Raw genomic sequence first — 25,529 nt, forward strand, 5'->3', positions numbered from 1 at the left:
ATCATTCGCGACCTCCTGCCCAACGCGTCGTCAAGAAGGATATCCATGTCTCGCTCCAAGCCCGACTCTGCTTCGGTGGACTCAGTTCGCGGGTTCTATGCGGACATCCTGCATTTCCTGCGCAAGCGCACGGACAACGCCAGCGACGCGGCGGACATGACCCAGGACGTATTCACCCAGTGGCTCGACTACCGTGACCGGGCCCAGGTGGAACAGCCCCGGGCCTTCCTGTTCCAGATGGCCCGCAACCTGTTGCGCGATCACTGGCGACGCCAGCAGGTGCGCAGCAAGGTGCACCAGGACGCCCACCCCGAAGACAGCTTCGACAACGAGCCCCTGGCCGACGAACGGCACGAGCCGCTGCCCGCCGCCCAGCGCCTGCAACGCCTGGAACAATTGAAAGAAGTCCTTGCCCAACTCTCGCCGCGCCGCCGCGAAGCCCTTATGCTGCACCGCTTCGAAGGGCTGAGCCAGGCACAGATTGCCAAGCGCATGGGAATTTCCGTCAGCATGGTGGAAAAACACATCGCCTTTGCCCTGCTGCACTGCAAGCAGCATCTACAACGAGAAAACGGCAAGGAGCTGCCTGAATGACCCGCTTTCCCGGCCGCCACGACGACAACGACAACGAGCAGATCGATGTCGAGGCCGCCAGTTGGTTCGCTCGTAACCGCAACGACCCGGATCGCGCCAGCCGCAAGGCCTTCGATGCCTGGATGGCGCATCCGGCCCATGCCCGGGCCTATGCCGAATTCGAAGAACTCTGGGTCGACCTGGCGCAGTTGCAGCAACTGAGCCGCCCGATCCCCCTGCCCCGGCGCAAGGCACCGACCTGGCGCCCGGCCCTGGCAGCGGCCGCCGCCGTGCTGTGCGCGGTGCTGGCGCTCAACCTGGGAACCTCCCCAGCTCCCCATGTCCAGCAGATCGCGGCCCAGGAACACGGGGCACGGGCTTTCAAGTTGCCCGACGGCAGCACTTTGTATGTGAATGCCAACACCCGGGTGAAGGTCGACTTCAGTGCGCAGCAGCGCGATGTCTACTTGCAACAGGGCCAGCTGTACCTGGAGGTGGCCGCCGACAAGGAGCGTCCGTTGTGGGTCCACAGCGGCGCGGCAAAGGTGCGCGTGGTGGGTACCGCCTTCGACGTGCGGCGCGGCCAGCACCAGTTGGTGGTCAGCGTCGCCCATGGCCAGGTGGCATTCAGCCCGGACGGCCGGACCGACGACCTGGCACTGCTGGGTGCTCGGCAACGAGCCATCTACGACTTGCAGAAGGGCACCCTGCGCCAGCAGACCCTGGACAACGATGACGTGGCCGACTGGCGTACCGGGCACCTGGCCTTTCGCAACCGCGACCTGGCCAGCCTGGTGGACGAGCTGAACCTCTACCGCCGCCAGCCGGTACAACTGGCCGAAGGTCCACTGGGTGCATACAAGGTTTCCGGCAACCTGGACGTCAACGACCCGGATGCGCTGATCAAGGCCCTGCCCGCGCTGATCCCGGTTAAAACCGTGGCCCTGGCCAATGGCCAGGTGAAGATCGAAGCCCGTTGAATTCGACACATGAGAATATTTTTCATTTGCATATGAGGTTTTTTTTCACTGCCCCGTCTTCCTCCCGTCTGCAATCTGTCCGCAGCGCTTTTCCGGCCTTTAAGCCGATTTGGGGGAAGTCATGTTTCGCGCGCTCTTGCCTGTACCTTTAGTCCATTCCCGCCCGACCCTGCTGGCCGCCTGCCTGGCCTTCAGCCTGCAGGCCCATGCCGGGCCGATCCATTTCCAGTTGCCGGCGCAGCCCCTGGCCGCGTCCCTGAGCCAGATCGCCCAGCAAGCGAAAATCCAGCTGCTGTTCGACGAGCAACTGCTGCGTAACGCCAAGGCGCCAGCCCTGCAAGGCGACTACAGCCCGGAAGAGGCGATCCGCCAGCTGCTGCGCAACGGTCAGTTCAGCCTGGTCAAGGTCGACAACACTTATATCGTGCGCCCTGCCGAAACCAGCCAGAGCAGCGGCTCGGCCTTGCAACTGGGGGCCACGAGCGTGATCGGCAACGGCTCGGTGGTGGACTCCTCCAGCGTCGGCCGCTCGACTCTGAACCAGGCGGAGATCGATCGCCATCAGGCCAACAACGTGGTCAGCCTGATCGATACCCTGCCCGGCGTGAGCCTGGGCGGCTCGCTGAAACCGGGTGGCCAGACCATTAATATCTGGGGCCTGGGAGACGCCGAGGATGTGCCGATCACCGTCGACGGCGCCACCAAGAGCGGCTTCGAGCGCTACCAGCAAGGGGTGATCTTCATCGAGCCGGAACTGATCCGCCGGGTCGAGGTGGAAAAGGGCCCGCACTCGCCCAAGACCGGCAATGGTGGCTTCGGCGGCACCGTGCACACCGAGACCAAGGACGCCCCGGACCTGTTGCAGGACGGGCGCAATGTCGGTGCCATGGTCAAGTACGGCTACAGCAGCAACGACCATCAGCAGGCCTACACCTCTGCGGTCTATGGCCGCACCGACGATCATCGCTTCGATGCCCTGGCCTACTGGACCAAACGCGATGGCGACGACATGAAGCTGGCCAGTTCGATCCCCGATCCGCGCAACCAGTACCTGGTCAACCCCAAGCGCCAGCCCAATACCGCCCAGGACCTGGACGGCCAGCTATTCAAGCTCAACATGCAACTGACCGACGAGCAGCGCCTGGGCTTCACCTACAGCAGCTCCGACAGCGATATCTGGGCCCCCTTCTCGGCCAAGAACTACCCGGAGCCGCCAAGCAAGGCCAACATCGACAAGTACGGCTATGACGGCGCCACCAAGCGCTACCTGGCCCAGCGCAACACCATCGACACCACCTGGCTGGCCAAGTACGAGTACCAGCCGGTGGACAACCCCTGGGTCGACCTCAAGGTCCAGTATTCCAACTCCAAGACCGATCAGACCGACGAACGCGGCCCGACCGCCTTCTATCAACCGGTCACCGGCGGGCGCAAGATCACCGTGGGCTACGAGGACAAGATTCTCGAAGTGACCAACATCAGCCGCTTCAGCACCGGTCCTCTGGACCACGCCTTGACTCTCGGCACGCAGATCCGCAAGCACACCCGCGAGGTGGACATGTGGATGCCGGGCAAGACCTATGAAGTGCCCAAGTACAACTACGGCCACTACCAGCCGGGGTTCATGCCCCATGGCAAGGTCGACAACAACGCCTTCTACATTCAGGACGCGGTGACCCTAGGGGACTTCACCCTGACCCCGTCGCTACGCTATGACCATGTGCGCAACCGTGGCCAGGAAAACGACGCGCCGCTGTACAACAGCACCAACCCCAAGGACGGCCATGACTATGGCGACAAGACCTACACCGGCTGGTCGCCACGGCTCTCGGCGTACTGGAACGTCAACCCGAACCTGGCGCTGTTCGCCGACTACAGCAAGACCTGGCGCGCGCCGGTGATCGACGAACAGTACGAAGTGCAGGCCCCCGGCAGCACCCGCTCGGCCACCAGCCGCAACCTGGACCCGGAACGCATCACCGCGCTGCGGGCGGGAACCATCCACAACTTCTCCAAGCTGCTGACCGACAACGACAGCGCGCAGATCCGCACCACGGTGTTCCAGAACAAGATCAGCGACGAGATTCTCAAGGCCACCGGCATCGGCTGCGCCGAGCAGCTGAGCACCGGCAAGAGCATCGCCCAGGTGTGCAAAGAGTCGCCGATGTCGGTGTATCGCAATATCGGCGACCTGACCATCAAGGGCTTCGAAGTCGAAAGCTACTACGACTCCACCTACCTATTCGGCGCGCTGTCCTATTCGTGGATCACCGGCAAACACCAGGGCGCCTACACCAATCCCTGGGGGCCGAACGTCTGGGCCCGGGACATTCCGCCGCGCAAATGGGTGGCGACCCTGGGCCTGAAGATTCCCCAGTGGGATGCCCAGGTGGGCTGGCAGGGCCAATGGGTGCGCCAGACCGACCGCCTGCCCAGCGACAAGTACCCCAGCGGTCCGGCCAGCGACTTGGGCGACTCCTACTGGAACCAGTACGGCAACGACCGCTACAACGTGCACGGGCTGTTCGCCAACTGGAAACCCCAGCAGGCCTACCTCAAGGGCACCGAAGTCAACTTCACCCTGGACAACATGTTCAACCGCGACTACCGCCCACCGCTCAGTGGCGACAACGCCTACAGCCTGGGGCGCAACGCCAAGATCAGCGTGACGCGGTTCTTCTGAAGGCCTTCGCCTGGCACAGCACGCTGCGCCAGGCGAAGCATCACCGATATATTGCAAGCCTTTAACCCTGCCCTCCTGCCCGCGCCTGCCGGGCTAAGATCGACTCCCCCCTGAAAACCGCTGAAATGCCTTTGGGCGCTTTCAGTCAACTCCATATTGATTCTGTACGATAGATATCGTACAAGCAGGCAAGCATCATGGACAGAGGCTTCAGGAAGGTCAGGCGGGACCTGATCAGTGCACTACAGAGCGGTCACTATCTGCATGCCGCACGCGGCTCGATCGAACTCAAGAACCTGCTGGCCACCGGCGAGGTTTCGGCCGGCCAACTGATCGAGGTCATCGGTGCCTGCAAGGGCAGCGACCACCAGTGCAGTGCCCACCACAGCGTCCCGGACCTTGCCGTCCATGTGCTGAAGAAGGCGGGCTGGTACATCAAGTTCTACTTTATCGAGCCAGATGCGTGGTTCATCAGCGTTCACCGATGAGGACAACCCATGAAACTCTATCTTCAGGGCGACCGGGGCAAGGCACTTTGTGAGCATTGCCAGCAGGTCATGGGCATTACCTACACCCGACGCGACGTGCCCTTCAGCGACGGCAACGGCCAGGCCCGGGAGATCCTGGTGGGGGTCTGCGATCAGTGCGCTACCACGGTAGCCATTCCCCCCCAGTCGACCCCGGCGATCAAGGAAGCGCGCCGCCAGCAACTGACCTCCATCGAGGCGCGGCTGCCTGCGGTCTACCTCGACGTGCTGGACGCCGCGATGCACTCGGTGGCCGAGGACGCCGGGGTGCAGATGCGCAAGCTGTTCTTCAGCTATTACTTCAGCGCCCCCCTTGTACCTGCCCTGGAACAAGTGCACGACGACTTCGCCCAGTACCTGGCCCAACAGGCCGAGGTCCGCCAGATACCTGCCGTGAATGCAATGAAACGCCTGTCGCTTAAGGTGAACCACTATGTGGCCGAGGATCTCGCGCGCCTGCTGCAGGCGACGCGGATGACCCAGACCGAACTGCTGAAATCACTGATCGCGCAGATCCGCCTGGATGTGCTCGAAGGCGGCAACCCGGCGGTGATCGCCGACCTGCGCCAGCTGGTGCGCCTGGGGTTGTGACCTTCGGCCTTGAGCAGAGCCCCTATAGCCCCTGTAGCCCCTTTCGAGCTTTTGCGGCTGCGCAAAGGTCCGCAGGACCTTGCTTGGCATCTACAGCGCAGACCTTGCGCCCCTTCGGGGCGTGCGCAGCTTCGCAGGCTCGGCAGCGGCTTGTATCTCGACTATCGCGTTTACAGACGCGATAGTTCTCGACTGATCATCGGTTGAGGCGAACCAGGTTAAGGTCGGGGGCAGTGGTGCGTCGCTGGCTCAGGTAGCGGGTGCAACTGACCCGCAGGAAGGAGGCGAAGTTCACCACCTCGCCACGGTAGTCCATGACCTCTTCATACAGCTTGGCAATCAGCTGGTTGGTGGTCATGCCGTCCACTTCGGCGATCTCGCCGAGGATGTCCCAGAACTGGTTTTCCAGGCGCAGGGTGGTGACCACGCCACAGATGCGCAGCGAACGCGAACGCGATTCGTAGAGGATCGGGTCGGCCTTGACGTACAGCTCGCACATGGCGTGGTACTCGCTTACAGGGTGATCCGGGTGCCCAGCAGGCCCAGGAAACCGGCCAGCCAGTTGGGATGGGCCGGCCAGGCCGGGGCTGTGGCCAGGTTGCCCTGGACATGGCCTTGCGTCACGGGGATATCGATATAGGTGCCTCCCGCCAACCGCACTTCCGGAGCGCAGGCCGGGTAGGCGCTGCATTCGCGGCCTTCGAGGATGCCCGCCGCCGCCAGCAGTTGCGCACCGTGGCATACCGCGGCAATCGGCTTGCCAGCCCGGTCGAACTCCTTGACCAGTTGCAGCACCTGTTCGTTCAGGCGCAGGTATTCCGGGGCACGGCCGCCGGGGATCAGCAGCGCGTCGTAGTCGCTGGACTGCACCTTGGCGAAGTCGAAGTTCAGGGCGAACAGGTGCCCAGGCTTCTCGCTGTAGGTCTGGTCGCCCTCGAAGTCGTGGATGGCCGTGCGCACGGTCTGCCCGGCGCTCTTGTCCGGGCACACGGCGTGCACCGTGTGCCCGACCATCAGCAGGGCCTGGAACGGCACCATCGCTTCGTAGTCTTCGACGTAGTCGCCAACCAGCATGAGGATCTTTTTCGCGGCCATGGAGTGGACTCCTTTTAAACAAGCACGTGGGCGGAAGGAGTATTCAAGGTAGTCCTTATCCTTGCGGCCGGGTAATAACCGACTACTACAGCTGCAAGCCACAAGCGGCAAGTTCGAAGCTTATCCCGCGAGGTAGCCGTCGGCCTTGAGCAGGGTTTCCAGGCAGTGTTCGCTGATGCGGTAGAAGGCCTTGAGTTCGTCGATCCGCGCCAGCAACTGGGTCGGATCCTGGGGCTCGGCACGCTTGACCGCGAGGATCATCTTGTTCTTGTTGGTGTGCTCCAGGGAGATGAACTCGAAGACCTTGGTTTCGTAACCACAGGCCTCGAGGAACAGCGCCCGCAGGCTGTCGGTGACCATCTCGGCCTGCTGCCCCAGGTGCAGGCCGTATTGCAGCATCGGCTTGAGCAACGCCGGACTCTGGATCTGCTGGCGGATCTGCTTGTGGCAGCACGGCGAGCACATGATGATCGCCGCCCCGGAGCGGATGCCGGTGTGGATCGCGTAGTCGGTGGCGATGTCGCAGGCATGCAGGGCGATCATCACTTCCAGTTCGCTGGGGGCCACGCTGCGCACATCACCGCACTTGAACACCAGGCCGGGATGCTCCAGGCGCGCGGCGGCGGCGTTGCACAGGGTCACCATGTCTTCGCGCAGCTCGACCCCGGTGACCTCGCCCTGGGCCTTGAGGGTATTGCGCAGGTAGTCGTGGATGGCGAAGGTCAGGTAACCCTTGCCTGAGCCGAAGTCCGCCACTCGCACCGGCTGCGCAAGGTCGATCGGCGAGCTGCCCAGGGCATGGCTGAAGACTTCGATGAACTTGTTGATCTGCTTCCACTTGCGCGACATCGCCGGAATCAGCTCGTGCTGCTTGTTGGTCACGCCCAGGTCGGCGAGGAACGGCCGGTCCAGGTCGAGGAAGCGGTTCTTCTCGCGGTTGTGCTCGGCGGACGGCACATCGCGCTGGGTTTGCGGCTTGCCCTTGAACAACGAGCTCTTGCCCTTCTTGCTGTACTCCAGCTGGATCTCATCGGTCAGGGTCAGCAAATGGGCGTTCTTGAACGAAGCCGGCAGCAGCTCGGCGATGGCGGCAATGCCTTCGTCCAGGGAGAAGTTCTTGGTGATATCGCGGGTCTTGTAGCGATAGACGAAGGACAGGCACGGCTGCTCCTTGACCGTCAGCTGCTTGATGATCAGCCGTTGCAGGTCCGCCTCGGCGCCCACGTGCTTGGCCAGCACCAGCTTGATGAAGGCGTTTTGCGCCAGGCTGGTCTCCAGCAATTGCAGGAACTGGGCATGGTGGTCCGGCGCGGGCCGGACGGAAGGTGCGGTGACGGACATGGGGGCAGGAGCCTCGGGCGGTGCGGGGTGCGAATCGGGAAATGGCGGGTATTTTAGGGGGGATGGGCCGTCGGGGCACGGAGTTATTGACCCGACGGCGCAGATTCTTCAGCAACCGAGCCCTCAGGGCTCAGTTGAGCACCACCAGGCGGTTGGGCAGCTCGTTGCGCGATTGGGTCAGGGGCACGTGCTCCTTGAGCAGCTCGCCACTGGAGTCGATGCAGTCGAGAAAGCCCTGCAAGGTCTGGCCTTGCCTCACCTGCTGGGTGAAGGCGCGGACGATGGTGTCCCAGCGCTTGTCGTCCAGGCGCTTGGAAATACCCTCGTCCACCAGGATCTCCACGTAGCGCTCGGCCTCGCTGACGAAGATCAGCACCCCGGTACCACCAACGGTGTGGTGCAGGTTCTGCTCGAGGAACTGGCGCCGGGCCAGGTTCGAGGCCCGCCAATGCCTTACCGAACGCGGGATCAGCCGGGTGGTGATCCGCGGCAGGCGGAACACCAGGCACAGCACGATGAAGGTCGCCCATTGCGCCAGCAACAACAGGTGCATGTTCAGCCAGCCGGTGACGTAGTGCACCAGGCCTGGCACCACCAGCGCCACGAGGCTGGCCCAGAGCAGCGGGATATAGGCGTAGTCGTCGGCTCGGGCGGCCAGCACCGTCACCAGTTCGGCGTCGGTTTGCTGCTCCACCCGGGCAATGGCTTCGGCCACCTGCCGTTGTTCGAATTCACTGAGTAATGCCATGTCGTTGGATATCCGATTTTTTATTTTGAGTTACCAGCCACCGGACGAACCACCGCCGCCGAAGCTGCCGCCGCCACCGCTGAAACCGCCACCGCCGGACCCGCCGCCAAATCCGCCGCCTCCGAAACCACCACCGCCACCGCGGCCGCTGGTGGTGGAGATCAAACCGAGCGCCTGCGCGACCATGATCACCAGGATGAACAGCAGCACCAGGAAGATGAACAGCAATGGATGGCGCTGCACAAAGTCATCCTGGCCACTGCTCTGCCCCGTATCGTATGCGGTGGCTGGCTCATCCAGCGGCGTGCCGCCCAGCACCAGGAGCATCGCCGAAACCCCGTCGCTGATGCCCTTGCTGAACTGCCCGTTCTTGAACGCCGGGGTGATGACCTGGTTGATGATCACCGAGGCCTGGGCATCGGTCAGGCGATCCTCCAGGCCATAGCCCACTTCGATGCGCAGCTTGCGCTCATCCCGGGCAACGATCAGCAGCGCGCCGTTGTTCTTGTCCTTCTGGCCGATGCCCCAGTGGCGCCCCAGCTGGTAGCCATAATCCTCGATGGTGGCGCCCTGCAGGTTCGCCAGGGTCACCACCACCAATTGTTCACTGGTGGCCTGCTCATGGGCTGCAAGTTCCTGGGTCAACTGGGCGCGCGTGGCCGGCTCGAGCATCTGCGCATCGTCCACCACTCGCCCGCTCAGGGCCGGGAACTTCAGCTCGGCCTGGGCCGAAATCGCCAAGACCCAGAGCAACAGCACCAGGCCGATTTTATAGAGTCGCATCAGCACCTCGTCCTCAATGACTTTTCGCTTGCACTACCAACTGCCGGATGCCCCGCCACCACCAAAACCGCCACCGCCGCCCCTGAAACCATCCGAATCGGAACTTGCGCCGGAACTCGAACTGCCGGAGTCGAACCAGTCGAATGAACTGCTCGATCCCGAATCACGCTCGGCCCTGGGTTCACGTGTGGGCGGATCATCGCTGGCACGGCCTGGTTCAGCCTCGCTGTTGCGCCACGAAGCCAGGATCGCGCCCAGGGGCAAGACAGCGAACACCAGGAAGAACAACACCTTGAACCACCACATCCATTCGATCTGCTGGTACCAGCTCTGCACCACCCAGCGGTGCGCCAGCATCCGCGTGCTGTTGGGCTCCAGCAGACGCACGATGGAGGTGGTGCCGGTAATGATCCCGGAGGAGTACAGCTCATCCTTGAAATACGGAATGATCGAGTCGTTGATAATGAGGTGCGCCCAGATATCGTCGATCCGCCCTTCCAGGCCGTAACCCACTTCGATCCGCACCTTGCGATCATCCTTGGCCACCAGCAGCAGGACTCCGTTGTTCTTGTCCTTCTGGCCGATCCCCCAGTGCCGGCCCAGTCGCAGGCCGAACTCCTCGATGCTGTAGCCGCCCAGGCTCGGCACAGTGACCACCACCACCTGGTCGGTGGTGCTCTGCTCGAGCCGTTCGAGCATCTGCGTCAGGTAGACCTGCGCCGAAGGCGTGAGCATCTGCGCCGTGTCCACCACCCTGCCCGTCAGCTTGGGGAACAGGCTTTCAAGCGGCACCGCTGTCGCAGTGGCCGGTACGGGCCCGACCTGGACAGTGGGTTGCGCCGAACGCAACTGCATCCCATCCGTGGGCGTTGGCCCTGGTTGCTGCGCCAGTACGGCGCCACTCACCAGCCATAGCCACAGCAGCGCGCCTCGCAGCACGCGCTGCCCGTGGTTCATCAGAATTTCACTTGCGGGGCCTTGTCGGCGTCGGGGCTGGTGGCCTCGAACGACTCGCGCACCGGCAGGTCGCTGTACATCAGGCTATGCCACAGGCGACCGGGGAAGGTACGGATCTCGGTGTTGTACTTCTGCACCGCCAGGATGAAGTCACGGCGGGCCACGGCGATACGATTCTCGGTGCCCTCGAGCTGGGATTGCAGGGCCAGGAAGTTCTGGTTGGCCTTGAGATCCGGGTAGCGCTCGGAAACCACCATCAGGCGGCTCAGGGCACCGCTCAACTGGTCCTGGGCCTGCTGGAACTGCTTGAGTTTTTCCGGGTTGTCCAGGGTGCTGGCGTCCACTTGGATCGAGGTCGCCTTGGCCCGGGCCTCGATCACCGCAGTCAGGGTTTCCTGCTCGTGCTTGGCGTAGCCCTTGACGGTCTCCACCAGGTTGGGAATCAGGTCGGCACGGCGCTGGTACTGGTTCTGCACCTGGCCCCAATCGGCCTTGACCTGCTCGTCGAGGGTAGGAATGTTGTTGATGCCGCAGCCGCTGAGCAGGCTGGTGAGCAGCAACAGGGCGGCGACAGGCCAGCTCGAGCGCAGGCTTTGGGTGAGGTTCATGGGTGAGGCTCCTTGCACAACCTGGTTGAAGAGAATCTTTTGCCCGTGTTTTCAGGCCCTGGCAGGGCAAAATCTGCCAACGCTACTGGAATGCATCGCGCTGATGGGCTAAAAGATGCCCAGCGCGAAAAAGAGTTCAGAAATAAGACTGTGTGAAAACGTCGCGAGTCAAGGCAAGACAAGCCTGTTTTTAACGCCGTATTGCCGAATGCAGCAGTTTTCACACGGCCTGAAGTGTGCGGGAATTATCTGAACAACAATAGCTGCCCCCTAAATTTTGGCTGTTCGGCGCGTCACTCATGCGTCGGTCTTGAGCCCTTGAGAACAAATTCATGAAGAAGCTGTGTTTGCTGGGGCTGCTGGTCAGCCTGGCCAGTCACCCTGTATTGGCCGAGTCTGCCCCGGTCCCCTTGGAGAACAAGGAAGCCTTTATCACCGATCTGCTCAAGCGGATGACCCTGCAGGAAAAGATCGGCCAGTTGCGCCTGATCAGCATCGGCCCGGAAATGCCCCGGGAACTGATCCGCAAGGAGATCGCCGCCGGTAATATCGGAGCCACCTTCAACTCCATCTCGCGCCCGGAAAACCGGCCGATGCAGGACGCGGCCATGCGCAGCCGCCTGAAGATCCCGATGTTCTTCGCCTACGACGTGATCCACGGCCACCGGACCATCTTCCCCATCAGCCTGGCCCTGGCCTCCAGCTGGGACATGGACGCCATCGGCCGCTCCGGGCGTATCGCCGCCCAGGAAGCCAGCGCCGACAGCCTGGACATCACCTTCGCACCGATGGTCGACATCTCCCGCGATGCACGCTGGGGCCGGACGTCCGAAGGCTTCGGCGAAGACACCTACCTGGTCTCGCGAATCGCCAAGGTGATGGTCAACGCCTACCAGGGCAAGAGCCCGGCGGCACCCGACAGCATCATGGCCAGCGTCAAGCACTTCGCCCTGTACGGTGCGGTGGAAGGCGGTCGCGACTACAACATCGTCGACATGAGCCCGGTGAAGATGTACCAGGACTACCTGCCGCCCTACCGCGCGGCGATCGACGCCGGTGCCGGTGGGGTGATGGTGGCCCTGAACTCGATCAATGGCGTGCCCGCCACCTCCAACACCTGGTTGATGAACGACCTGCTGCGCAAGGAGTGGGGCTTCAAGGGCCTGGCGGTGAGCGACCACGGCGCGATCATCGAACTGATCCGCCATGGCGTCGCCAAGGACGGTCGCGAGGCCGCCAAGCTGGCGATCAAGGCCGGCATCGACATGAGCATGAACGACTCGCTGTATGGCAAGGAATTGCCCGGGCTGCTCAAGTCCGGCGAGATCGAACAGAAGGACATCGACAACGCCGTGCGTGAGGTGTTGGGGGCCAAGTACGACATGGGCCTGTTCAAGGATCCGTACCTGCGCATCGGCAAGGCCGAGGACGATCCGGCCGACACCAACGCCGAGAGCCGCCTGCACCGCAGCGACGCCCGGGATATCGCCCGGCGCAGCCTGGTACTGCTGAAGAACCAGAACGACACCCTGCCGCTGAAAAAGACCGCCAGGATCGCCGTGGTCGGCCCATTGGCCAAGGCACCGATCGACATGATGGGCAGCTGGGCCGCCGCCGGCGTGCCGGCGCAATCGGTGACCCTCTACGACGGCATGCGCAATGTGCTGGGCGACCAGGCCCGGCTGGTCTACGCCCGGGGCTCGAACATTACCGACGACAAGAAGGTGGTGGACTACCTGAACTTCCTCAACTTCGACGCCCCGGAAGTGGTGGACGACCCACGTCCGGCGCAACAGATGATCGACGAGGCCGTGAAGGCAGCCCAGGCTTCTGACGTGATCGTCGCCGCCGTGGGCGAGTCGCGGGGCATGTCCCATGAATCCTCGAGCCGCACCGAGCTGAACATCCCGGCCAGCCAGCGGGCGCTGATCAAGGCCCTCAAGGCCACCGGCAAGCCCCTGGTGCTGGTGCTGATGAATGGCCGGCCACTGACCCTGCTGGAGGAAAACCAGCAGGCCGACGCGATCCTGGAAACCTGGTTCAGCGGCACCGAGGGCGGCAACGCCATCGCCGACGTGCTGTTCGGCGACTACAACCCCTCGGGCAAGTTGCCGATCACCTTCCCGCGCTCCGTGGGCCAGATCCCGACCTACTACAACCACCTGACCATCGGCCGGCCGTTCACCCCGGGCAAGCCGGGCAACTACACCTCGCAGTACTTCGATGACATCACCGGCCCGCTGTTCCCGTTCGGCTATGGCTTGAGCTACACCCGCTTCAGCCTGTCGGACATGGCCCTGTCCGCCACCACCTTGCACAAGGGCGGCAAGCTGGAGGCCAGCGTGACCTTGAAGAACACCGGCAAGCGTGATGGCGAGACCGTGGTGCAGTTGTACATCCAGGATGTGGCCGGCTCGATCATTCGTCCGATCAAGGAGCTGAAGAACTTCCAGAAGGTCATGCTCAAGGCCGGCGAAGAGAAGGTCATCCGCTTCGACATCAACGAAGACGACCTGAAGTTCTACAACGCCCAGCTCAAGTACGCCGCCGAACCTGGCGACTTCAACGTACAGATCGGCCTGGATTCCCAGGACGTCCAGCAACAGAGCTTCGAACTGCTCTGATCCCCCTCACCGGCTGGCGCATGACCTGCGTCGGCCGGCTGCCTCTGCAATCCCCTGTAATCCCCGCAATCGCTGCAATATCTGCAGCCGCTGCCGAGCCTGGGAGGCTGCGCAAAGGTCCGCAGGACCTTGCTTGTCGATCTCCCGCCAGCCTCCATCGGACCCACGACCGCCGCGACCGCTTCGCGCTCATGCGCAGCCTGCGGCAGCGGCTACAGTCAGCCGTATCAGCCGTGACGGTCAGCCGCGCCGATCCAGCAGGTTGACCACCAGGCGATCGACCCAGCCCCAGATCCGCTGCTTGATCCGGCGCCACAAAGGCCGGTTGCGCCACACCGCCAGGCTGACCTCCTCGCTCTGGACAAAGTCCCTCTCGAAGCTCGCCACCACTGCGGCGGTCAGCGCCGGGTCCAGGGCTTCCAGGTTGGCTTCCAGGTTGAAGCGCAGGTTCCAGTGGTCGAAGTTGCATGAGCCGACGCTCACCCAATCGTCCACCAGCACCATCTTCAGGTGCAGGAAACAGGGCTGGTACTCGAAGATCCGCACCCCGGCCTTGAGCAGGCGCGGATAGTAGCGGTGCCCGGCATAGCGCACCGCCGGGTGGTCGGTACGGGGGCCGGTCAGCAGCAGGCGCACATCCAGGCCCCGGGCCGCCGCCTTGCGCAGCGAGCGACGCACCGACCAGGTGGGCAGGAAGTACGGCGTGGCCAGCCAGACCCGTCGTTGGCCGCTGTGCAGGGCCCGGATCAACGAATGCAGGATATCGCGATGCTGGCGGGCATCGGCATAGGCCACCCGGCCCATGCCCTCGCCGCTATCGGGCAGGCGCGGCAAGCGTTGCAGGCCGAAATCGGCGTTGGGTTTCCAGGCTCCGCGATGCGGGTTGGCATCCCACTGGCGGTCGAACAGCACCTGCCAGTCAGCCACCATCGGGCCGCTGATCTGCACCATCACCTCGTGCCAGTCGCAGCTGTTGCGTTCCGGCAGCCAGAATTCGTCGGTGACCCCGGTTCCCCCTACCACCGCCAGGGAACGGTCCACCAACAGCAGCTTGCGATGATCGCGATAGAGGTTGAGCCAGCCCTGGCGCCACTGCAGGCGGTTGTACAAGCGCAACTCGACGCCAGCGTCGGTCAAGCTGCGGCGCAGGGCCTGGGTGAAGGCCAGGCTGCCATAGTCGTCGAACAGGCAGCGTACCCGTACGCCGCGCTCGGCGGCCTGGACCAGAGCCTGGACCATGGCCTGCGCGCAGGAGCCGGCTTCCACCAGGTACAACTCCAGCTCCACCTGCTGCTGGGCGCGGGCAATGGCCACCAGCATGCGTGGGAAGAACTCGGGCCCGTCGACCAGTAACTCGAAGCGGTTGCCTTCGCGCCAGGGGAAAACCGCTCCGCGCATTTCAGCGCGCCGTGAAGATCAGCACCGCACCCACCGGTACCGAGAAACTGATGGCCGACAAACCGGCGACCTTGCGCAGGCTGTCCAGGCCCGGCGCCAGGTTGAAATCCTCGGCGTTGAGGACCAGGGGCTCCAGGGTCACCACCTGGAAACGCCGCTCGTCCAGGCGCGTGGCCAGCAACTCGGCGTTGTAGGTGTGCTCCTGGCCGTGCAGGCTCACAGTGATCGGCAGCAGCAGTTCGATCTGCGCGCCATTGGCCAGGTCGTTGATCGGCCGCAGGTTGATCTGCGCAGTGACCCGGGCCTCGGGAAACTGCTGGACCTGGAACAGGTCCTGGCGCATGCGTTCGTCACGCAGGGGGATGCCGCTGCTGACCGAGTCCAGCTCCAGCTGCAGCTGGGCCAGTCCCTTGCCATCGACCTTGCCATGCAGCACCAGGAAGCGCTGGACCTCGCAAATGCTGGCGTTCTTGGTGGTCACGAAGGAAATACGCGAGGACTCGTTGTCCAGGTACCAGTTGGCCTGGGCCGGAAGGGCCAGCACTGCCAGCAGGCTGAGAAGAAGGCGGATCGAGGTACGCATGCAAGCTCCCGAGAACAGAAGGCGCCACCTTAACCGGGCGCCCGGAGGCTGGCAAACCCTCGGGACACCGTTAGCCGGGGCTAAAGGCGATTGATACGGTGCCAAAAGAGGTGTCGGCAATCATGGCCAGGCCACCTGCACGATGGCTGATCAGGGCAAGGCGCCCATGCGTCGACGCGGGAAAGCCACGGCGGCAGGCGGGATTCAGGCGAAGGTCTTCTGCAATTGCCCGACCGTCTCGGCCAACAGCCCCAGGTACTGATGGCGTACCTGCTCGACACAGGACAGATCCTGCGGCCAATGCAGGGCAATGCTGCCCACCACCCGGCCGTCGACCTGCAGCGGCAGGGCCACGGCACGGATCAGGAACGGCAGGCGCACCGGGTATTCCCAATAGCCCTCGGTACGCTGGCCGAACCCCTGGTGTTGGAACTGCACGCTTGGTTGCAGCCAGGCCTCGATCGGCTCGGCTTCGCGTGCTGCCAGGCGCTCGACTTCCGCCCTGGGCAAGGCACCGAGGCAGGCCTTGCCCATGGCTGAATGAAACAGGCTGGCGTGCTGGCCGACCACGCGGCTGCTACTGCTCGGATAGCGCTTGCGCAAGACCTCGGGCACCACGCTCTCCAGGACCTCCAGGTGCTCGCCGTCGAAACTCGACAGGTCGCTGACCAGCCCGGTGCGGGCGCTCAGCTCCAGCAGCCAGGGCCCGGCGCGCTCGGCCAATTGGCGCTTGAAGCGCTGCCGGCTGTCACCGAACAGGCTGCGGGCACTCAGGCAATAGCGCCTGTCGCTCAGGCCACGGTAGATCCAACCCTGCTCTTGCAGGGTCAGCAACAGGCGCGACACCGTGGCCTTGGGCAAGCCGGTCAGGTAGTGCAACTCTTCCAGGCCCAGGGCCTGGTGCTGGCCCAACAGCTCGACGATGGCCAAGGCCCGCTCCACTGAACGCACGCCTGCGCTTTCTAACTTGCTGGCCATGGTCCGGACTCTCTGCTTGAGGATGAGTAAGGAATTTCTCAGCAAGATGCGGGCCCCCGCGACCTCGCCATTGCCCCTGCCTGATTACCGGATATTGCCAGGAGGTCGCCGGCGCACCCACTGCGTGAGTTGCTCATGGGCCTGGGCCAGTTGCAGCACGGCCAGGTCGGCCTGGGGCGGGCCGATGATCTGCATGCCCATGGGCAGGCCGGCCAGGTTGAAGCCCACCGGGATGCTGATGCAGGGCAAGCCGGCCAGGGTCGGGCCGATCACCACTTCCATCCAGCGGTGATAGGTGTCCATTTCCTGCCCGGCGACCTGGCGTGGCCAGGCTTGGCGTGCATCGAAAGGAAACACCTGGGCGGTGGGCAGCAGCAGGAAATCGTAACGCTCGAACAACCGCAGCAGCGCCCGGTACCAATCGCTGCGGCTCTGGCAGGCGCGATACACATCGGCCGCGCCGAGGCTGGCCGCGCCCTCCACCTCCCAGCGGGCCTCGGGCTTGAGCCAGCGACGCTTGTCAGGATCGTTGTACAGCAGGCCCAGGGAACCCTGGACCAGCCAGTGCCGGTGCACCAGCCAGCAATCCCACAGCTGGGCCAGGGAGAACTCCGGCTGGCAGCTGTCCACCTCGCAACCCAGGTCGAGAAAATCCCCCAGGGCCTTCTCGCACAGCGCCAGCACCCCCTGCTCCATGGCCAGGTAACCGTTGTAGTTCCCCAGCCAGCCCAGGCGTAGCCCGCGTACATCCCGCTGCAGGGAGGCCCCCAGCGCGGCCGGGTCATCCTTCAGCGACAGAGGCGCGCGGGGATCGTAGCCGGCCTGGGTCGCCAGCAGCCGGGCGACGTCGGCCACGGTGCGGCCCATGGGGCCTTCGGTGGCCAGTTGCTGGACGAACAGCTCCGGCGCCGGGCCATGGGGCACCCGGCCCAGGGAGGGGCGCATGCCGAACACGTTGTTGAACGCCGCCGGGTTGCGCAGCGAGCCCATCATGTCGCTGCCATCGGCCACCGGCAGCATGCGCAGCGCCAGGGCCACTGCCGCCCCGCCGCTACTGCCGCCGGCGCTCAGGTTGCTGTCGTAGGCATTGCCGGTGGTGCCGAACAGCTGGTTGTAGGTATGCGAGCCCAGGCCGAACTCCGGGACATTGCTCTTGCCGACGATCAACGCCCCGCTGGCGCGTACCCGGGCCACGCTGATGGCATCCTCGCCGGGCACCTGAGTGGCAAACAGCGGCGAACCAAGGCTGGTGGTCAGCCCGGCGGTGGCTGCCAGGTCCTTGATCGCCTGCGGCATGCCATGCATCCAGCCCAGGGATTGGCCCCGGGCCAGTTGTCGGTCGCGCTGGTCGGCCTCGTCCAGGAGGATTTCGGGCGCACGCAGCGAAACCAGGGCATTGGCCTGCGGGTTCACGCGCTCGATCTGCGCCAGGTAGGCCTGCATCACCTCCCGGCAGGACAGTTCGCGGCCATGGATCGCCGCGGACAATGCCAGGGCATCGAGTTCGACGATCGAGTCGCCAGACACGGGTTCGTGAAGCTTGCTCAAGACGCACCTCCCAGGGGCAAGGTCGCAGGTTTGTTCTGCCGGAGCGGATCGTGCAGGTAGTAGATGGCCAGCAAGCTCAGCAGCGACGTCAGCAATACATAGAACGCAGGCGCCACCGGCGTGGCCATGGTCTTGCTCAGCCAGGTCACCACCAGCGGTGCGAAGCCACCGAACAGCATCACTGCGACGTTATACGCCACCGACACGCCGGTGGAACGCACCTCGATGGGAAACTGCTCGGCCAGGGCGGTGGGCGCAGGGCCGAAGCAACCGCCGATGGCGCTGCACAGCAGCAGTTGCATCACCAGCAGGCGCTCGATGGACGGTGCGGCCGCGATCCAGGCATACAAGGGGTAGACCATGACGAAGAACACCAGGGTGAAGACCATCAGCACCGGCCGCCGGCCATGACGGTCCGACAATGCCCCGGCCAGCGGGATGACCAGGGTCATCAGCGCCACCGCAAGCATCTGCACCAGCAGCACCTGGTCCAGGGGCAGGCCGAGATTGTTGTGGGCGAAGGTCGGCATGTTCACCAGCAGCACATAGAACGACACCGTGGCACCGCAGGCCAGGCCCATGGCCACCAGGATGCCCCGGCGATGGGTACGGATGATCTCCAGCAGCCCCGGGCCTTTGCCACGCACCTGCTTGCGAGCCTCGACGAAGACTTGCGGTTCGTCCATGTACTTGCGAATCCACAGGCCCAGCGGAGCGATCAGCAGGCCGAACACGAAGGGCAGGCGCCACCCCCACTGCTCCAGGGCCTGGGGCGAGAAGAAATGCGTCACCGCCGCCGCCATCGCCGCACCGCTGAACACCGCCAGGCACTGCCCCACCAATTGCCATGAGCCGTACAGGCCCTTGCGGTGGGGCGGTGCGCTCTCCACCAGGTAGGCCGTGGCACTGGCATATTCGCCGCCGGTGGCGAACCCCTGGAGCATGCGCGCCACCACCACCAGCAACGGCGCGCCGAGCCCGATGGCGGCGTAGGTGGGGGTGAAGACAATGATCGCGATGGCCAGGGTCATCAACTGGATGATCAACAGCATGGCCGCCTTGCGCCCCTTGCGATCGGAGTAGATGCCCAGCAACACACCACCCACCGGACGCATGAAGAAGCCCACGCCGAAGGTGGCCAGGGCCATCAGCAGGGAAGTGTATTCATCGCTGCCGGGAAAGAACTGGCGGGCGATGAAGCTGGCGAGAAAGCCGTAGATGATGAAGTCGTACCACTCCAGGGCATTGCCGATGACGGCGGCAACCACCTGCCGGGTCTTGGAAACAGCGGGGGGCGAAAGGCTCATGGAAAGCTCCACACGGACTTTTGAGCCTTCTTGCGGGCTCGTTGAAGTGCCGGGCGCACGCAAGGGCACCCGGGGAACTGGCAAATACCTGGAGAACGACGCTCAGAGCGGCTTGAGCCAACTCTCCGCCAGGGCGCCCCAGTAGGCGGCGCCGGTGAGCAGGATGTCGTCGTTGAAGTCGTAGGCCGGGTTATGCACCATCGGCTGCCCCACGCCATTGCCGATGAACAGGTAGCTGCCCGGGCAACGCTGGAGCATCCAGCCGAAGTCCTCGCTGCCCATCAGCTTTGGCGTATTGCCATCCACTGCGCTGTCCCCCAGCAATTCCACGGCCACCTGCCGGGCGAACTCGGTCTCGGCCGGGCTGTTGACCAGCACCGGATAGGCCGGGCGATGGAGGATGCTGGCGGTGCAGCCATAGCTTGCGGCCTGGGTCTGGATGATCGCCCTGACCCGCTCCAGCACCTGTTCACGCACCGGTGCGTCGAGGGCGCGCAGGCTCAAGCGCAGCAGTGCCTGCTGGGGAATCACGTTGGCGGCCTCGCCAGCCTGCAGGGCGCCGACGGTGACCACCGCCGCCCGCTGCGCATCGATGTTGCGCGCCACCACCGTCTGCAAGGCCATGACCATGCTGGCCGCCGCCACCAGCGGATCCACCGCCAGATGCGGCATGGAACCATGGCCACCTACACCTTCGACCACCACCTCGAGCAAGTCCTGGGACGCCATCATCGCTCCCTGGCGAAACCCCAGGTGCCCTGCCGGCAAGCCCGGCATGTTGTGCAGGCCGAACAGCGCATCGCAGGGGAAACGCTCCAGCAAGCCGTCGGCGAGCATCGCCTCGGCACCGCCCTGGCCCTCCTCCGCCGGCTGGAAGATCAGGTTCAGGGTGCCGTCGAATTGCCGGGTGGCCGCCAGGTAGCGGGCGGCGCCGAGCAGGATGGTGGTGTGGCCATCATGCCCGCAGGCGTGCATGCAGCCATGGTGGCGACTGCTGTGGGGCGCGTCGCTGGCTTCGACGATAGGCAGGGCGTCCATGTCCGCCCGCAGGCCCAGGGTGCGCGAGCTGCTGCCGTTGCGCAGGACGCCCACCAACCCGGTGCAGCCGATGCCCTGGTGCACCTCGTAGCCCCAGTCTTGCAGGCAGCGAGCCACCAGAGCCGCGGTGCGGTTTTCCTGGAATCCCAGTTCGGGGTGGGCATGGATGTCGTGGCGGATGGCACGCAAGTCGCCGGCGATGTCATTGAGCCAGGCAAGGATGTGCTGGTGTCGGGTCATGGCGTCTGTCCTCTGGCCGGGTGGGTTCCCGTGCTTGTTGTACGCAGCTCGGTGGTAGCTAACCGCGACCCGGCGCCAGGGACAATCGAATGTGGTTCCACAGGATGGAACAGCAGGCGGTTCAGGGATCGAGGCGGCAGCCCTGCCGGTTCCCTTGCCAGGTGGCGCTGTGGGTGCGCCCCAGGGCGCTGGCGGTGATCCGCCGTGATGCCGGCTCATCGACCAGGTTGCTGATGGGCAGGTATTGGCGCACGTACCCGCGGCAATAATCAGCCGGATGCTCCATCACATAGCGGCAGGAGCAGTATTCCTTGGCGGTGTAGGCGCCGAGGATATCCGGGAATGCCTGGAGCGCCTCCCGTTGCTGCCAGGCCCAGCCCGATAGCGCCAGCGACCCGGCCAGCAGCAGGCAGAGCAGCGGGTGGCGCAGGACGAAGGCCCGGCGGCTCATGGCTGCTCCGGGGTAGGAAATGCCGCCAGCACCCGCTTGAGCAATTCGTTGTGCTGGTAGCTGCCGTCGCGATCGTCGCCATAGCGCACGATCACCAGGCGCTGCTGCGGCACTATGTACAGCGCCTGGCCCCAATGGCCCAGGGCGGCGTAGGTATCCTCCGGCGCATCCGGCCAGGGCCGGGGCGCGCCGTCCACGATGCGATTGAGCCACCAGTGCCCACCCGCCACGGCAACGTCCTGGCCCGCCCGGTAGCCGGCGAACGGCGTGCGGCAGAACTCGACCCAGGCCCTGGGCAGCAGTTGCCGGTCGTGCCAGCGCCCCTCGCGCTGCATCAGCAAGCCGATGCGGGCCAGGTCCCGGGCACTCATATAAAGGTAGGAAGACGCCACGAAGGTGCCGGCCGCATCCCGCTCCCATACTGCCTGGCGGATATCCAGGGGCTCGAACAGGGCACGCCAGGGATAGTCCGGATATTGCTGCGCCCCCAGCATGCCGCGCAGGCTGGCCGCCAACAGGTTGCTGTCGCCGCTGGAATAACGAAAGGCCTGGCCCGGTGGGCTGGCCGCCTGGTGCTGCGCGGCGAACGCCGCCATGTCGCGGTGGCCCCGGGTGTAGAGCATGGCCACCACCGATGAATTGAGCGGCGCGTACTCGTAGTCTTCCTGCCAGTCCAGGCCCGAGGCCCAGTGCAAAAGGTCGGCCATGGTGATGCCAGGGTGGGGCTTGAGCGCCGGATAGAAATTCGCCGCCGGATCTTGCAGGCCGAAGCGCCCCTCGCCGGACGCGACGCCCATGAGCACCGCCAGCACGCTCTTGCTGGCGGACCAGATCAGGTGGGGAGTCTGTGGCCCGGTCTCGCCGGCATAGCGTTCGTAGACCAGCCGGCCATCACGCACCACCAGCAGGGCATCGGTGCGTACCCCCTGGCGCGACTCGTCGTCACGCGGGGCGAAGGCATAGGCCTCCAGGGCCTGGAGCGCCGGACCCGAGGGCAAGGCTTCGCGCGGCCATTGCTCGGCTGGCCAGTCCTCGGCCCGGGCCGGCAGGCCGAGCACGACAAGCAGCACCAGCAGGATCGAGCCCTTGGCCATGGACGACACTCGAGAAAAACCGATGGCCGAGCCTAATCGAGGTTGATGACAGTTTTGCTGCAAGCGCCGGGGCTCAGCGGCCAGCCGGTTGCTGCAAGGCCGCCAGGGCCTTGGCCAGGCGCTGGGCCCGGGCGCCGGCGGCCAGCTCGAGCAGGGCCTGGTCGCGGCTCCACTGTTCGCGCCAGAACTCGGGCCCCTGGGCGAATGCCATGGCGATCTCCGGCTTCAGGGTTTCGAACTGCACGAACAACCCACCCAGCAGGACGTGCCCGCCGGCCAGGGCCGGGTTCTGCCGGCTGGCTTCGGCACAGCCGGCCAGCAACGCCAGCAATTGCAGGAGCAGCGGCTGCGGCCAGCCGCTGTCCTGGCCGACACCATGGAGCCAGGCCGCCATGGCGCTGAGGACATAGATGTCTTCCAGGGTGCGGAAGGGTTTGACATAGGCATCCCAGCCATCGCCGGCCAGCAGTTCACAGGCAGCATTGTCCAGGAGCAGGCAACCGTGGCTGATCTCCGGCATCAGGGCGATCGCCGGCAGAGTCTGGACCTTGACCCCGGGCTCGCCCGGATAGACCACAGTCAGCCGCAGCGCCGCCCGCTCCCCGGGGGCCTCGCAACGGGCCGCCACCAGCAGCCAGTCGGCGGCGTCCCCGGCGGTGACGAAATCCTTGCGCCCGTGCAGGCGCAGATCCTGCAGCCGGGTCTGCATGTCCGCCGGGCGCAGGCTGCGACGTTCAGTCGCGCATAAGGCGCCCAGGCTCAGCGGCGCACTGGGCCACAACATGCGCAATGCCGCCTGGTAACCCACCAGGAACGCCAGGCCCGGGGTCGCCATCAGGCGCCCGCCAAGCACCGCCAGCTCGAATGGCGTGACCGTGCCCAGGTGGGCCAGCAAAGCGCCGTAACCCTCCGCCAGATCAGGGGTTGCGGGCAGTCGTTCATGGCTCTCGAGCAGGGCTTGCCAGGGCATTTCGAAGGTCCTCAGGGGCTGTCACACAAGCATCACCAAAGTTTCATGGCGATGACACCGCGGCTACATAGCCTGACTTTGCACAACAAAGTCGATTGGCTGCAACCCAAGGCGGGTCGCTGGCCCGCACGGAGATTCACGATGACTCAGATCGCCCGCATCAACGACACCGGTACTGAACGCCGCCTGCAAGCCGAACGCCTGATCGGCGCCCAGGCCCTGCAGGAAGCCCAAGCCCTGCGGTTCAAGGTCTTCAGCGGCGAGTTCAACGCCAAGCTCAAGGGCGCGGAGCTGGGTCTGGACATGGACGACTACGATGTTCATTGCAGCCATATCGGGGTACGCGACCTGAACAGCGGGTGCCTGGTGGCCACCACTCGCCTGCTGGACCACCAGGCCGCCAGCAGCCTGGGGCGCTTCTACAGTGAAGAAGAGTTCAGCCTGCACGGCCTGGTGCAACTCCAGGGCCCGATCCTGGAGATCGGCCGTACCTGCGTCGACCCGGCCTACCGCAACGGCGGCACCATCGCCGTGCTCTGGGGCGAGCTGGCCGAAGTCCTCAACGAGGGTGGCTACAGCTACCTGATGGGTTGCGCCAGCATCCCGATGCAGGACGGCGGAGTGCAGGCCCATGCGATCATGCAGCGCCTGCGCGAGCGCTACCTGAGCACCGAGCACCTGCGGGCCGAGCCCAGGCACCCACTGCCGAACCTGGACCTGCCGTCCAACGTCATCGCCGAAATGCCGCCACTGCTCAAGGCCTACATGCGCCTGGGGGCGAAGATCTGCGGCGAGCCCTGCTGGGACCAGGACTTCCAGGTGGCCGACGTGTTCATCCTGCTCAAGCGCGACGAGCTGTGCCCACGCTACGCCCGGCACTTCAAGGCGGCCGTGTGATGCGCCGGCTACGGGTCTACGGGCGTATCGCCCGGGTGCTGCTGGTGGTGGCGCTGGGCCTGAGCATGGCCAGTATCTTCGGCGTGCTGGAGCGCCTGGGGGTCAGCAACTCCATGGTCCGCCGCCAGCGCTGGTCGCGGTTCTTCATGGCCCGCCTGGGCAACGCCCTGCCCTTCCAGGTCAGGGTGCACGGCCAACTCCCACGCCAGCCCATGCTCTGGGTCAGCAACCATGTGTCCTGGACCGACATCCCGTTGCTGGGCATGCTCACTCCGCTGTCGTTCCTGTCCAAGGCCGAGGTGCGCACCTGGCCGGTGGCCGGATGGTTGGCCGCCAAGGCCGGCAGCCTGTTCATCCGCCGTGGCGCCGGCGACAGCCAGCTGATCCGCAAGCAGATGACCCGGCACCTGCAAGAACAGCATCCGCTGCTGCTGTTCCCCGAAGGCACCACCACCGATGGCCGTGGCCTGCGGACCTTCCATGGACGCCTGCTGGCCAGCGCCATCGAGGCCGAGGCCTGCCTGCAACCCGTAGCGATCCGCTACCTGCGCGACGGTAAGGTCGACGACCTGGCGCCCTTCATCGGCGACGACGACCTGCTGTCTCACCTGTTGCGCCTGTTCGCCAACGACCAGGGCCAGGTGGAGATCCACCTGCTCAAGCCGATTTCCTGCCAGGGCCAGGAGCGCGCGGCACTGGCCTTCCAGGCCCAGCAGGCGGTCCAGAAAGCCCTGTTCGGCGATGCCTTGCAGCCGGCCGAACCACGCCGCGCTGGCGAACTGGTCGCTGCCTGAGTGGAATCAGCGCCCCGGCGACGGGGCGGTGTACTGCTCGGCGAACGCCTGCAGTTGCGGGTAGAACTCGCGAAAATCCTCGCTCAAGGGCTGGTACAGCCGTTCCAGCTCGCCCATGGCCGCGGTCAACTCCTCGGGACGCGACAAGCGCCGGGCAATCCCCCGCAGGACCTGCTCCAGCACCTGGAAGTCCCGATAGGAACCCAGCCAGTCATCGGCCGCCATGTAGGGTGCGATCTGCGCCAGGCGCCCCGGCAGTTGTGGCTCGGCGGCCAGAGCCCGGTACACGTCGGCGGTGAACGCCTGCAAGGGTCGATCGGCGTACTGCGCCCAGTCACGGGCCAGGCAGTGGTCGAAGAACACATCGATGACGATGCCGGCGTAGCGCCTGCGGGTCTGGGCGAAACGCGCCAGCGCCGCCGCCACCAAAGGGTGGCTGTCGGTATAGGTGTCGATGCGCCGATGCAGCTGGATCGCCGCCTCGACCTCGGGAGCGAACTGCCCTTGCAGGCGACCTTTGACGAAGTCGCCGTAGAGGCTGCCGAGTAATTGACCCGGGCGCTGGCCGCCGAGGTGCAGATGTGCGAGATAATTCATCCGCGCAGCTTAGCACCGCGCACATCATATCGTTATAACCCGATATACCGATAAAGACTGAGCTAAGATCGAAATCATATTGGTATATCGCGAAATATCGATTTAAATTTCGCCTCATCGCGAT

25 protein-coding genes are annotated in these 25,529 nt (G+C 64.8%); 8 read left to right on the forward strand and 17 right to left on the reverse strand.

Features of this window, described 5'->3' with window-relative positions; all coding sequences use genetic code 11:
• Positions 1-45: 45 nt before the first annotated feature.
• The 5 genes from CAG11_RS09260 to CAG11_RS09280 all read left to right on the forward strand — a co-directional run bounded on the left by CAG11_RS09260 (position 46) and on the right by CAG11_RS09280 (position 5,354).
• Positions 46-594 carry an RNA polymerase sigma factor gene (locus CAG11_RS09260; RefSeq protein WP_085596095.1) on the forward strand — a complete coding sequence of 183 codons (549 nt, stop codon included), beginning with the start codon at positions 46-48 and terminating at the stop codon, positions 592-594.
• Positions 591-1,553 carry a FecR domain-containing protein gene (locus tag CAG11_RS09265; RefSeq protein WP_085596096.1) on the forward strand — a complete coding sequence of 321 codons (963 nt, stop codon included), beginning with the start codon at positions 591-593 and terminating at the stop codon, positions 1,551-1,553. Before CAG11_RS09260 ends, CAG11_RS09265 begins: the two co-directional genes overlap by 4 nt.
• A 121-nt stretch (positions 1,554-1,674) precedes the next feature.
• Positions 1,675-4,236, forward strand: a complete 2,562-nt coding sequence (locus CAG11_RS09270) for a TonB-dependent receptor (protein WP_085596097.1) — start codon at positions 1,675-1,677, stop codon at positions 4,234-4,236.
• 197 nt (positions 4,237-4,433) lie between these two features.
• Complete coding sequence (locus CAG11_RS09275) at positions 4,434-4,724, forward strand: hypothetical protein (protein WP_177409083.1); 291 nt, start codon at positions 4,434-4,436, stop codon at positions 4,722-4,724.
• Between the two features lie 9 nt (positions 4,725-4,733).
• Positions 4,734-5,354, forward strand: a complete 621-nt coding sequence (locus CAG11_RS09280) for a hypothetical protein (protein WP_085596098.1) — start codon at positions 4,734-4,736, stop codon at positions 5,352-5,354.
• A 196-nt stretch (positions 5,355-5,550) separates the two neighbouring features.
• Here CAG11_RS09280 and CAG11_RS09285 read toward each other — a convergent pair whose 3' ends face one another.
• The 7 genes from CAG11_RS09285 to CAG11_RS09315 form a co-directional block, all read right to left on the reverse strand.
• Complete coding sequence (locus CAG11_RS09285; protein WP_085596099.1) at positions 5,551-5,853, reverse strand: ribbon-helix-helix domain-containing protein; 303 nt, start codon at positions 5,851-5,853, stop codon at positions 5,551-5,553.
• 14 nt (positions 5,854-5,867) lie between these two features.
• Positions 5,868-6,449, reverse strand: coding sequence for a DJ-1/PfpI family protein (locus CAG11_RS09290; protein WP_085596100.1), 582 nt, complete (start codon positions 6,447-6,449; stop codon positions 5,868-5,870).
• Positions 6,450-6,569: 120 nt separating this feature from the next.
• Positions 6,570-7,790 carry an SAM-dependent methyltransferase gene (locus CAG11_RS09295; RefSeq protein ID WP_085596101.1) on the reverse strand — a complete coding sequence of 407 codons (1,221 nt, stop codon included), beginning with the start codon at positions 7,788-7,790 and terminating at the stop codon, positions 6,570-6,572.
• 130 nt (positions 7,791-7,920) lie between these two features.
• Complete coding sequence (locus CAG11_RS09300) at positions 7,921-8,538, reverse strand: TPM domain-containing protein (protein ID WP_085596102.1); 618 nt, start codon at positions 8,536-8,538, stop codon at positions 7,921-7,923.
• Positions 8,539-8,568: 30 nt separating this feature from the next.
• Positions 8,569-9,321 (reverse strand): YgcG family protein, encoded by a 753-nt coding sequence (locus CAG11_RS09305; RefSeq protein ID WP_085596131.1) that lies wholly within the window; start codon positions 9,319-9,321, stop codon positions 8,569-8,571.
• 33 nt (positions 9,322-9,354) lie between these two features.
• Positions 9,355-10,278, reverse strand: a complete 924-nt coding sequence (locus tag CAG11_RS34355; RefSeq protein WP_085596103.1) for a YgcG family protein — start codon at positions 10,276-10,278, stop codon at positions 9,355-9,357.
• Positions 10,278-10,886, reverse strand: a complete 609-nt coding sequence (locus CAG11_RS09315) for a LemA family protein (RefSeq protein WP_022642785.1) — start codon at positions 10,884-10,886, stop codon at positions 10,278-10,280. Before CAG11_RS09315 ends, CAG11_RS34355 begins: the two co-directional genes overlap by 1 nt.
• A 332-nt stretch (positions 10,887-11,218) precedes the next feature.
• On the opposite strand from CAG11_RS09315, the gene bglX reads away from it, so the two are divergent.
• Positions 11,219-13,510 (forward strand): beta-glucosidase BglX, encoded by a 2,292-nt coding sequence (gene bglX, locus CAG11_RS09320; RefSeq protein WP_085596104.1) that lies wholly within the window; start codon positions 11,219-11,221, stop codon positions 13,508-13,510.
• A gap of 240 nt (positions 13,511-13,750) precedes the next feature.
• On the opposite strand, the gene CAG11_RS09325 is transcribed toward bglX, so the two are convergent.
• The 9 genes from CAG11_RS09325 to CAG11_RS09365 all read right to left on the reverse strand — a co-directional run bounded on the left by CAG11_RS09325 (position 13,751) and on the right by CAG11_RS09365 (position 23,117).
• Positions 13,751-14,908, reverse strand: a complete 1,158-nt coding sequence (locus CAG11_RS09325; protein ID WP_085596105.1) for a phosphatidylserine/phosphatidylglycerophosphate/cardiolipin synthase family protein — start codon at positions 14,906-14,908, stop codon at positions 13,751-13,753.
• Position 14,909: 1 nt separating this feature from the next.
• The gene (locus CAG11_RS09330) at positions 14,910-15,491 is read right to left on the reverse strand and encodes a YceI family protein (RefSeq protein ID WP_085596106.1); all 582 of its coding nucleotides are present in this window, start codon (positions 15,489-15,491) and stop codon (positions 14,910-14,912) included.
• Between the two features lie 204 nt (positions 15,492-15,695).
• The gene (locus CAG11_RS09335; RefSeq protein ID WP_022642782.1) at positions 15,696-16,469 is read right to left on the reverse strand and encodes an IclR family transcriptional regulator; all 774 of its coding nucleotides are present in this window, start codon (positions 16,467-16,469) and stop codon (positions 15,696-15,698) included.
• Between the two features lie 84 nt (positions 16,470-16,553).
• Positions 16,554-18,017, reverse strand: a complete 1,464-nt coding sequence (locus CAG11_RS09340) for an amidase (RefSeq protein ID WP_085596107.1) — start codon at positions 18,015-18,017, stop codon at positions 16,554-16,556.
• Entirely contained in the window at positions 18,014-19,324 is a 1,311-nt protein-coding gene (locus CAG11_RS09345) for an MFS transporter (protein ID WP_085596108.1), read from the reverse strand. Before CAG11_RS09345 ends, CAG11_RS09340 begins: the two co-directional genes overlap by 4 nt.
• Before the next feature lie 102 nt (positions 19,325-19,426).
• Positions 19,427-20,602, reverse strand: a complete 1,176-nt coding sequence (locus CAG11_RS09350; protein ID WP_085596109.1) for a M20 aminoacylase family protein — start codon at positions 20,600-20,602, stop codon at positions 19,427-19,429.
• Positions 20,603-20,723: 121 nt separating this feature from the next.
• Positions 20,724-21,053, reverse strand: coding sequence for a hypothetical protein (locus CAG11_RS09355; RefSeq protein WP_022642778.1), 330 nt, complete (start codon positions 21,051-21,053; stop codon positions 20,724-20,726).
• Positions 21,050-22,147: a serine hydrolase gene (locus CAG11_RS09360; RefSeq protein ID WP_085596110.1), complete on the reverse strand. Its 1,098-nt coding sequence runs from the start codon at positions 22,145-22,147 to the stop codon at positions 21,050-21,052. Before CAG11_RS09360 ends, CAG11_RS09355 begins: the two co-directional genes overlap by 4 nt.
• A 73-nt stretch (positions 22,148-22,220) precedes the next feature.
• Positions 22,221-23,117 carry an acyl-CoA dehydrogenase gene (locus CAG11_RS09365; protein ID WP_085596111.1) on the reverse strand — a complete coding sequence of 299 codons (897 nt, stop codon included), beginning with the start codon at positions 23,115-23,117 and terminating at the stop codon, positions 22,221-22,223.
• 141 nt (positions 23,118-23,258) lie between these two features.
• On the opposite strand from CAG11_RS09365, the gene olsB reads away from it, so the two are divergent.
• Both olsB and CAG11_RS09375 read left to right on the forward strand, forming a co-directional pair.
• Entirely contained in the window at positions 23,259-24,014 is a 756-nt protein-coding gene (olsB, locus tag CAG11_RS09370; RefSeq protein ID WP_022642775.1) for an L-ornithine N(alpha)-acyltransferase, read from the forward strand.
• A complete protein-coding gene (locus CAG11_RS09375) occupies positions 24,014-24,808 on the forward strand; it encodes a lysophospholipid acyltransferase family protein (protein ID WP_085596112.1) in 795 nt (264 codons plus the stop codon). The genes olsB and CAG11_RS09375 overlap by 1 nt, the downstream gene beginning before the upstream one ends.
• 6 nt (positions 24,809-24,814) lie before the next feature.
• Here the strand turns inward: CAG11_RS09375 and CAG11_RS09380 are convergent, their stop codons facing one another.
• A complete protein-coding gene (locus tag CAG11_RS09380; RefSeq protein ID WP_085596113.1) occupies positions 24,815-25,405 on the reverse strand; it encodes an ACP phosphodiesterase in 591 nt (196 codons plus the stop codon).
• Between the last annotated feature and the right edge of the window lie 124 nt (positions 25,406-25,529).

This window comes from Pseudomonas sp. B6(2017), assembly GCF_002112765.1.
Taxonomy (GTDB): Bacteria; Pseudomonadota; Gammaproteobacteria; order Pseudomonadales; family Pseudomonadaceae; genus Aquipseudomonas; species Aquipseudomonas piscis.

Excerpts from the sequence above, each read along its gene's own strand:
- CAG11_RS34355 (WP_085596103.1), bottom strand. The coding sequence starts at position 10,278 with ATGAACCACGGGCAGCGCGTGCTGCGAGGCGCGCTGCTGTGGCTATGG.
- CAG11_RS09285 (WP_085596099.1), bottom strand. The coding sequence starts at position 5,853 with ATGTGCGAGCTGTACGTCAAGGCCGACCCGATCCTCTACGAATCGCGT.
- CAG11_RS09345 (WP_085596108.1), bottom strand. The coding sequence starts at position 19,324 with ATGAGCCTTTCGCCCCCCGCTGTTTCCAAGACCCGGCAGGTGGTTGCC.
- CAG11_RS09355 (WP_022642778.1), bottom strand. The coding sequence starts at position 21,053 with ATGAGCCGCCGGGCCTTCGTCCTGCGCCACCCGCTGCTCTGCCTGCTG.
- CAG11_RS09325 (WP_085596105.1), bottom strand. The coding sequence starts at position 14,908 with ATGCGCGGAGCGGTTTTCCCCTGGCGCGAAGGCAACCGCTTCGAGTTA.
- olsB (WP_022642775.1), top strand. The coding sequence starts at position 23,259 with ATGACTCAGATCGCCCGCATCAACGACACCGGTACTGAACGCCGCCTG.
- CAG11_RS09365 (WP_085596111.1), bottom strand. The coding sequence starts at position 23,117 with ATGCCCTGGCAAGCCCTGCTCGAGAGCCATGAACGACTGCCCGCAACC.
- CAG11_RS09270 (WP_085596097.1), top strand. The coding sequence starts at position 1,675 with ATGTTTCGCGCGCTCTTGCCTGTACCTTTAGTCCATTCCCGCCCGACC.
- CAG11_RS09305 (WP_085596131.1), bottom strand. The coding sequence starts at position 9,321 with ATGCGACTCTATAAAATCGGCCTGGTGCTGTTGCTCTGGGTCTTGGCG.
- CAG11_RS09260 (WP_085596095.1), top strand. The coding sequence starts at position 46 with ATGTCTCGCTCCAAGCCCGACTCTGCTTCGGTGGACTCAGTTCGCGGG.
- CAG11_RS09335 (WP_022642782.1), bottom strand. The coding sequence starts at position 16,469 with ATGGCCAGCAAGTTAGAAAGCGCAGGCGTGCGTTCAGTGGAGCGGGCC.
- CAG11_RS09300 (WP_085596102.1), bottom strand. The coding sequence starts at position 8,538 with ATGGCATTACTCAGTGAATTCGAACAACGGCAGGTGGCCGAAGCCATT.
- CAG11_RS09315 (WP_022642785.1), bottom strand. The coding sequence starts at position 10,886 with ATGAACCTCACCCAAAGCCTGCGCTCGAGCTGGCCTGTCGCCGCCCTG.
- CAG11_RS09275 (WP_177409083.1), top strand. The coding sequence starts at position 4,434 with ATGGACAGAGGCTTCAGGAAGGTCAGGCGGGACCTGATCAGTGCACTA.
- CAG11_RS09295 (WP_085596101.1), bottom strand. The coding sequence starts at position 7,790 with ATGTCCGTCACCGCACCTTCCGTCCGGCCCGCGCCGGACCACCATGCC.
- bglX (WP_085596104.1), top strand. The coding sequence starts at position 11,219 with ATGAAGAAGCTGTGTTTGCTGGGGCTGCTGGTCAGCCTGGCCAGTCAC.
- CAG11_RS09360 (WP_085596110.1), bottom strand. The coding sequence starts at position 22,147 with ATGGCCAAGGGCTCGATCCTGCTGGTGCTGCTTGTCGTGCTCGGCCTG.
- CAG11_RS09350 (WP_085596109.1), bottom strand. The coding sequence starts at position 20,602 with ATGACCCGACACCAGCACATCCTTGCCTGGCTCAATGACATCGCCGGC.
- CAG11_RS09265 (WP_085596096.1), top strand. The coding sequence starts at position 591 with ATGACCCGCTTTCCCGGCCGCCACGACGACAACGACAACGAGCAGATC.
- CAG11_RS09380 (WP_085596113.1), bottom strand. The coding sequence starts at position 25,405 with ATGAATTATCTCGCACATCTGCACCTCGGCGGCCAGCGCCCGGGTCAA.
- CAG11_RS09280 (WP_085596098.1), top strand. The coding sequence starts at position 4,734 with ATGAAACTCTATCTTCAGGGCGACCGGGGCAAGGCACTTTGTGAGCAT.
- CAG11_RS09290 (WP_085596100.1), bottom strand. The coding sequence starts at position 6,449 with ATGGCCGCGAAAAAGATCCTCATGCTGGTTGGCGACTACGTCGAAGAC.
- CAG11_RS09375 (WP_085596112.1), top strand. The coding sequence starts at position 24,014 with ATGCGCCGGCTACGGGTCTACGGGCGTATCGCCCGGGTGCTGCTGGTG.
- CAG11_RS09330 (WP_085596106.1), bottom strand. The coding sequence starts at position 15,491 with ATGCGTACCTCGATCCGCCTTCTTCTCAGCCTGCTGGCAGTGCTGGCC.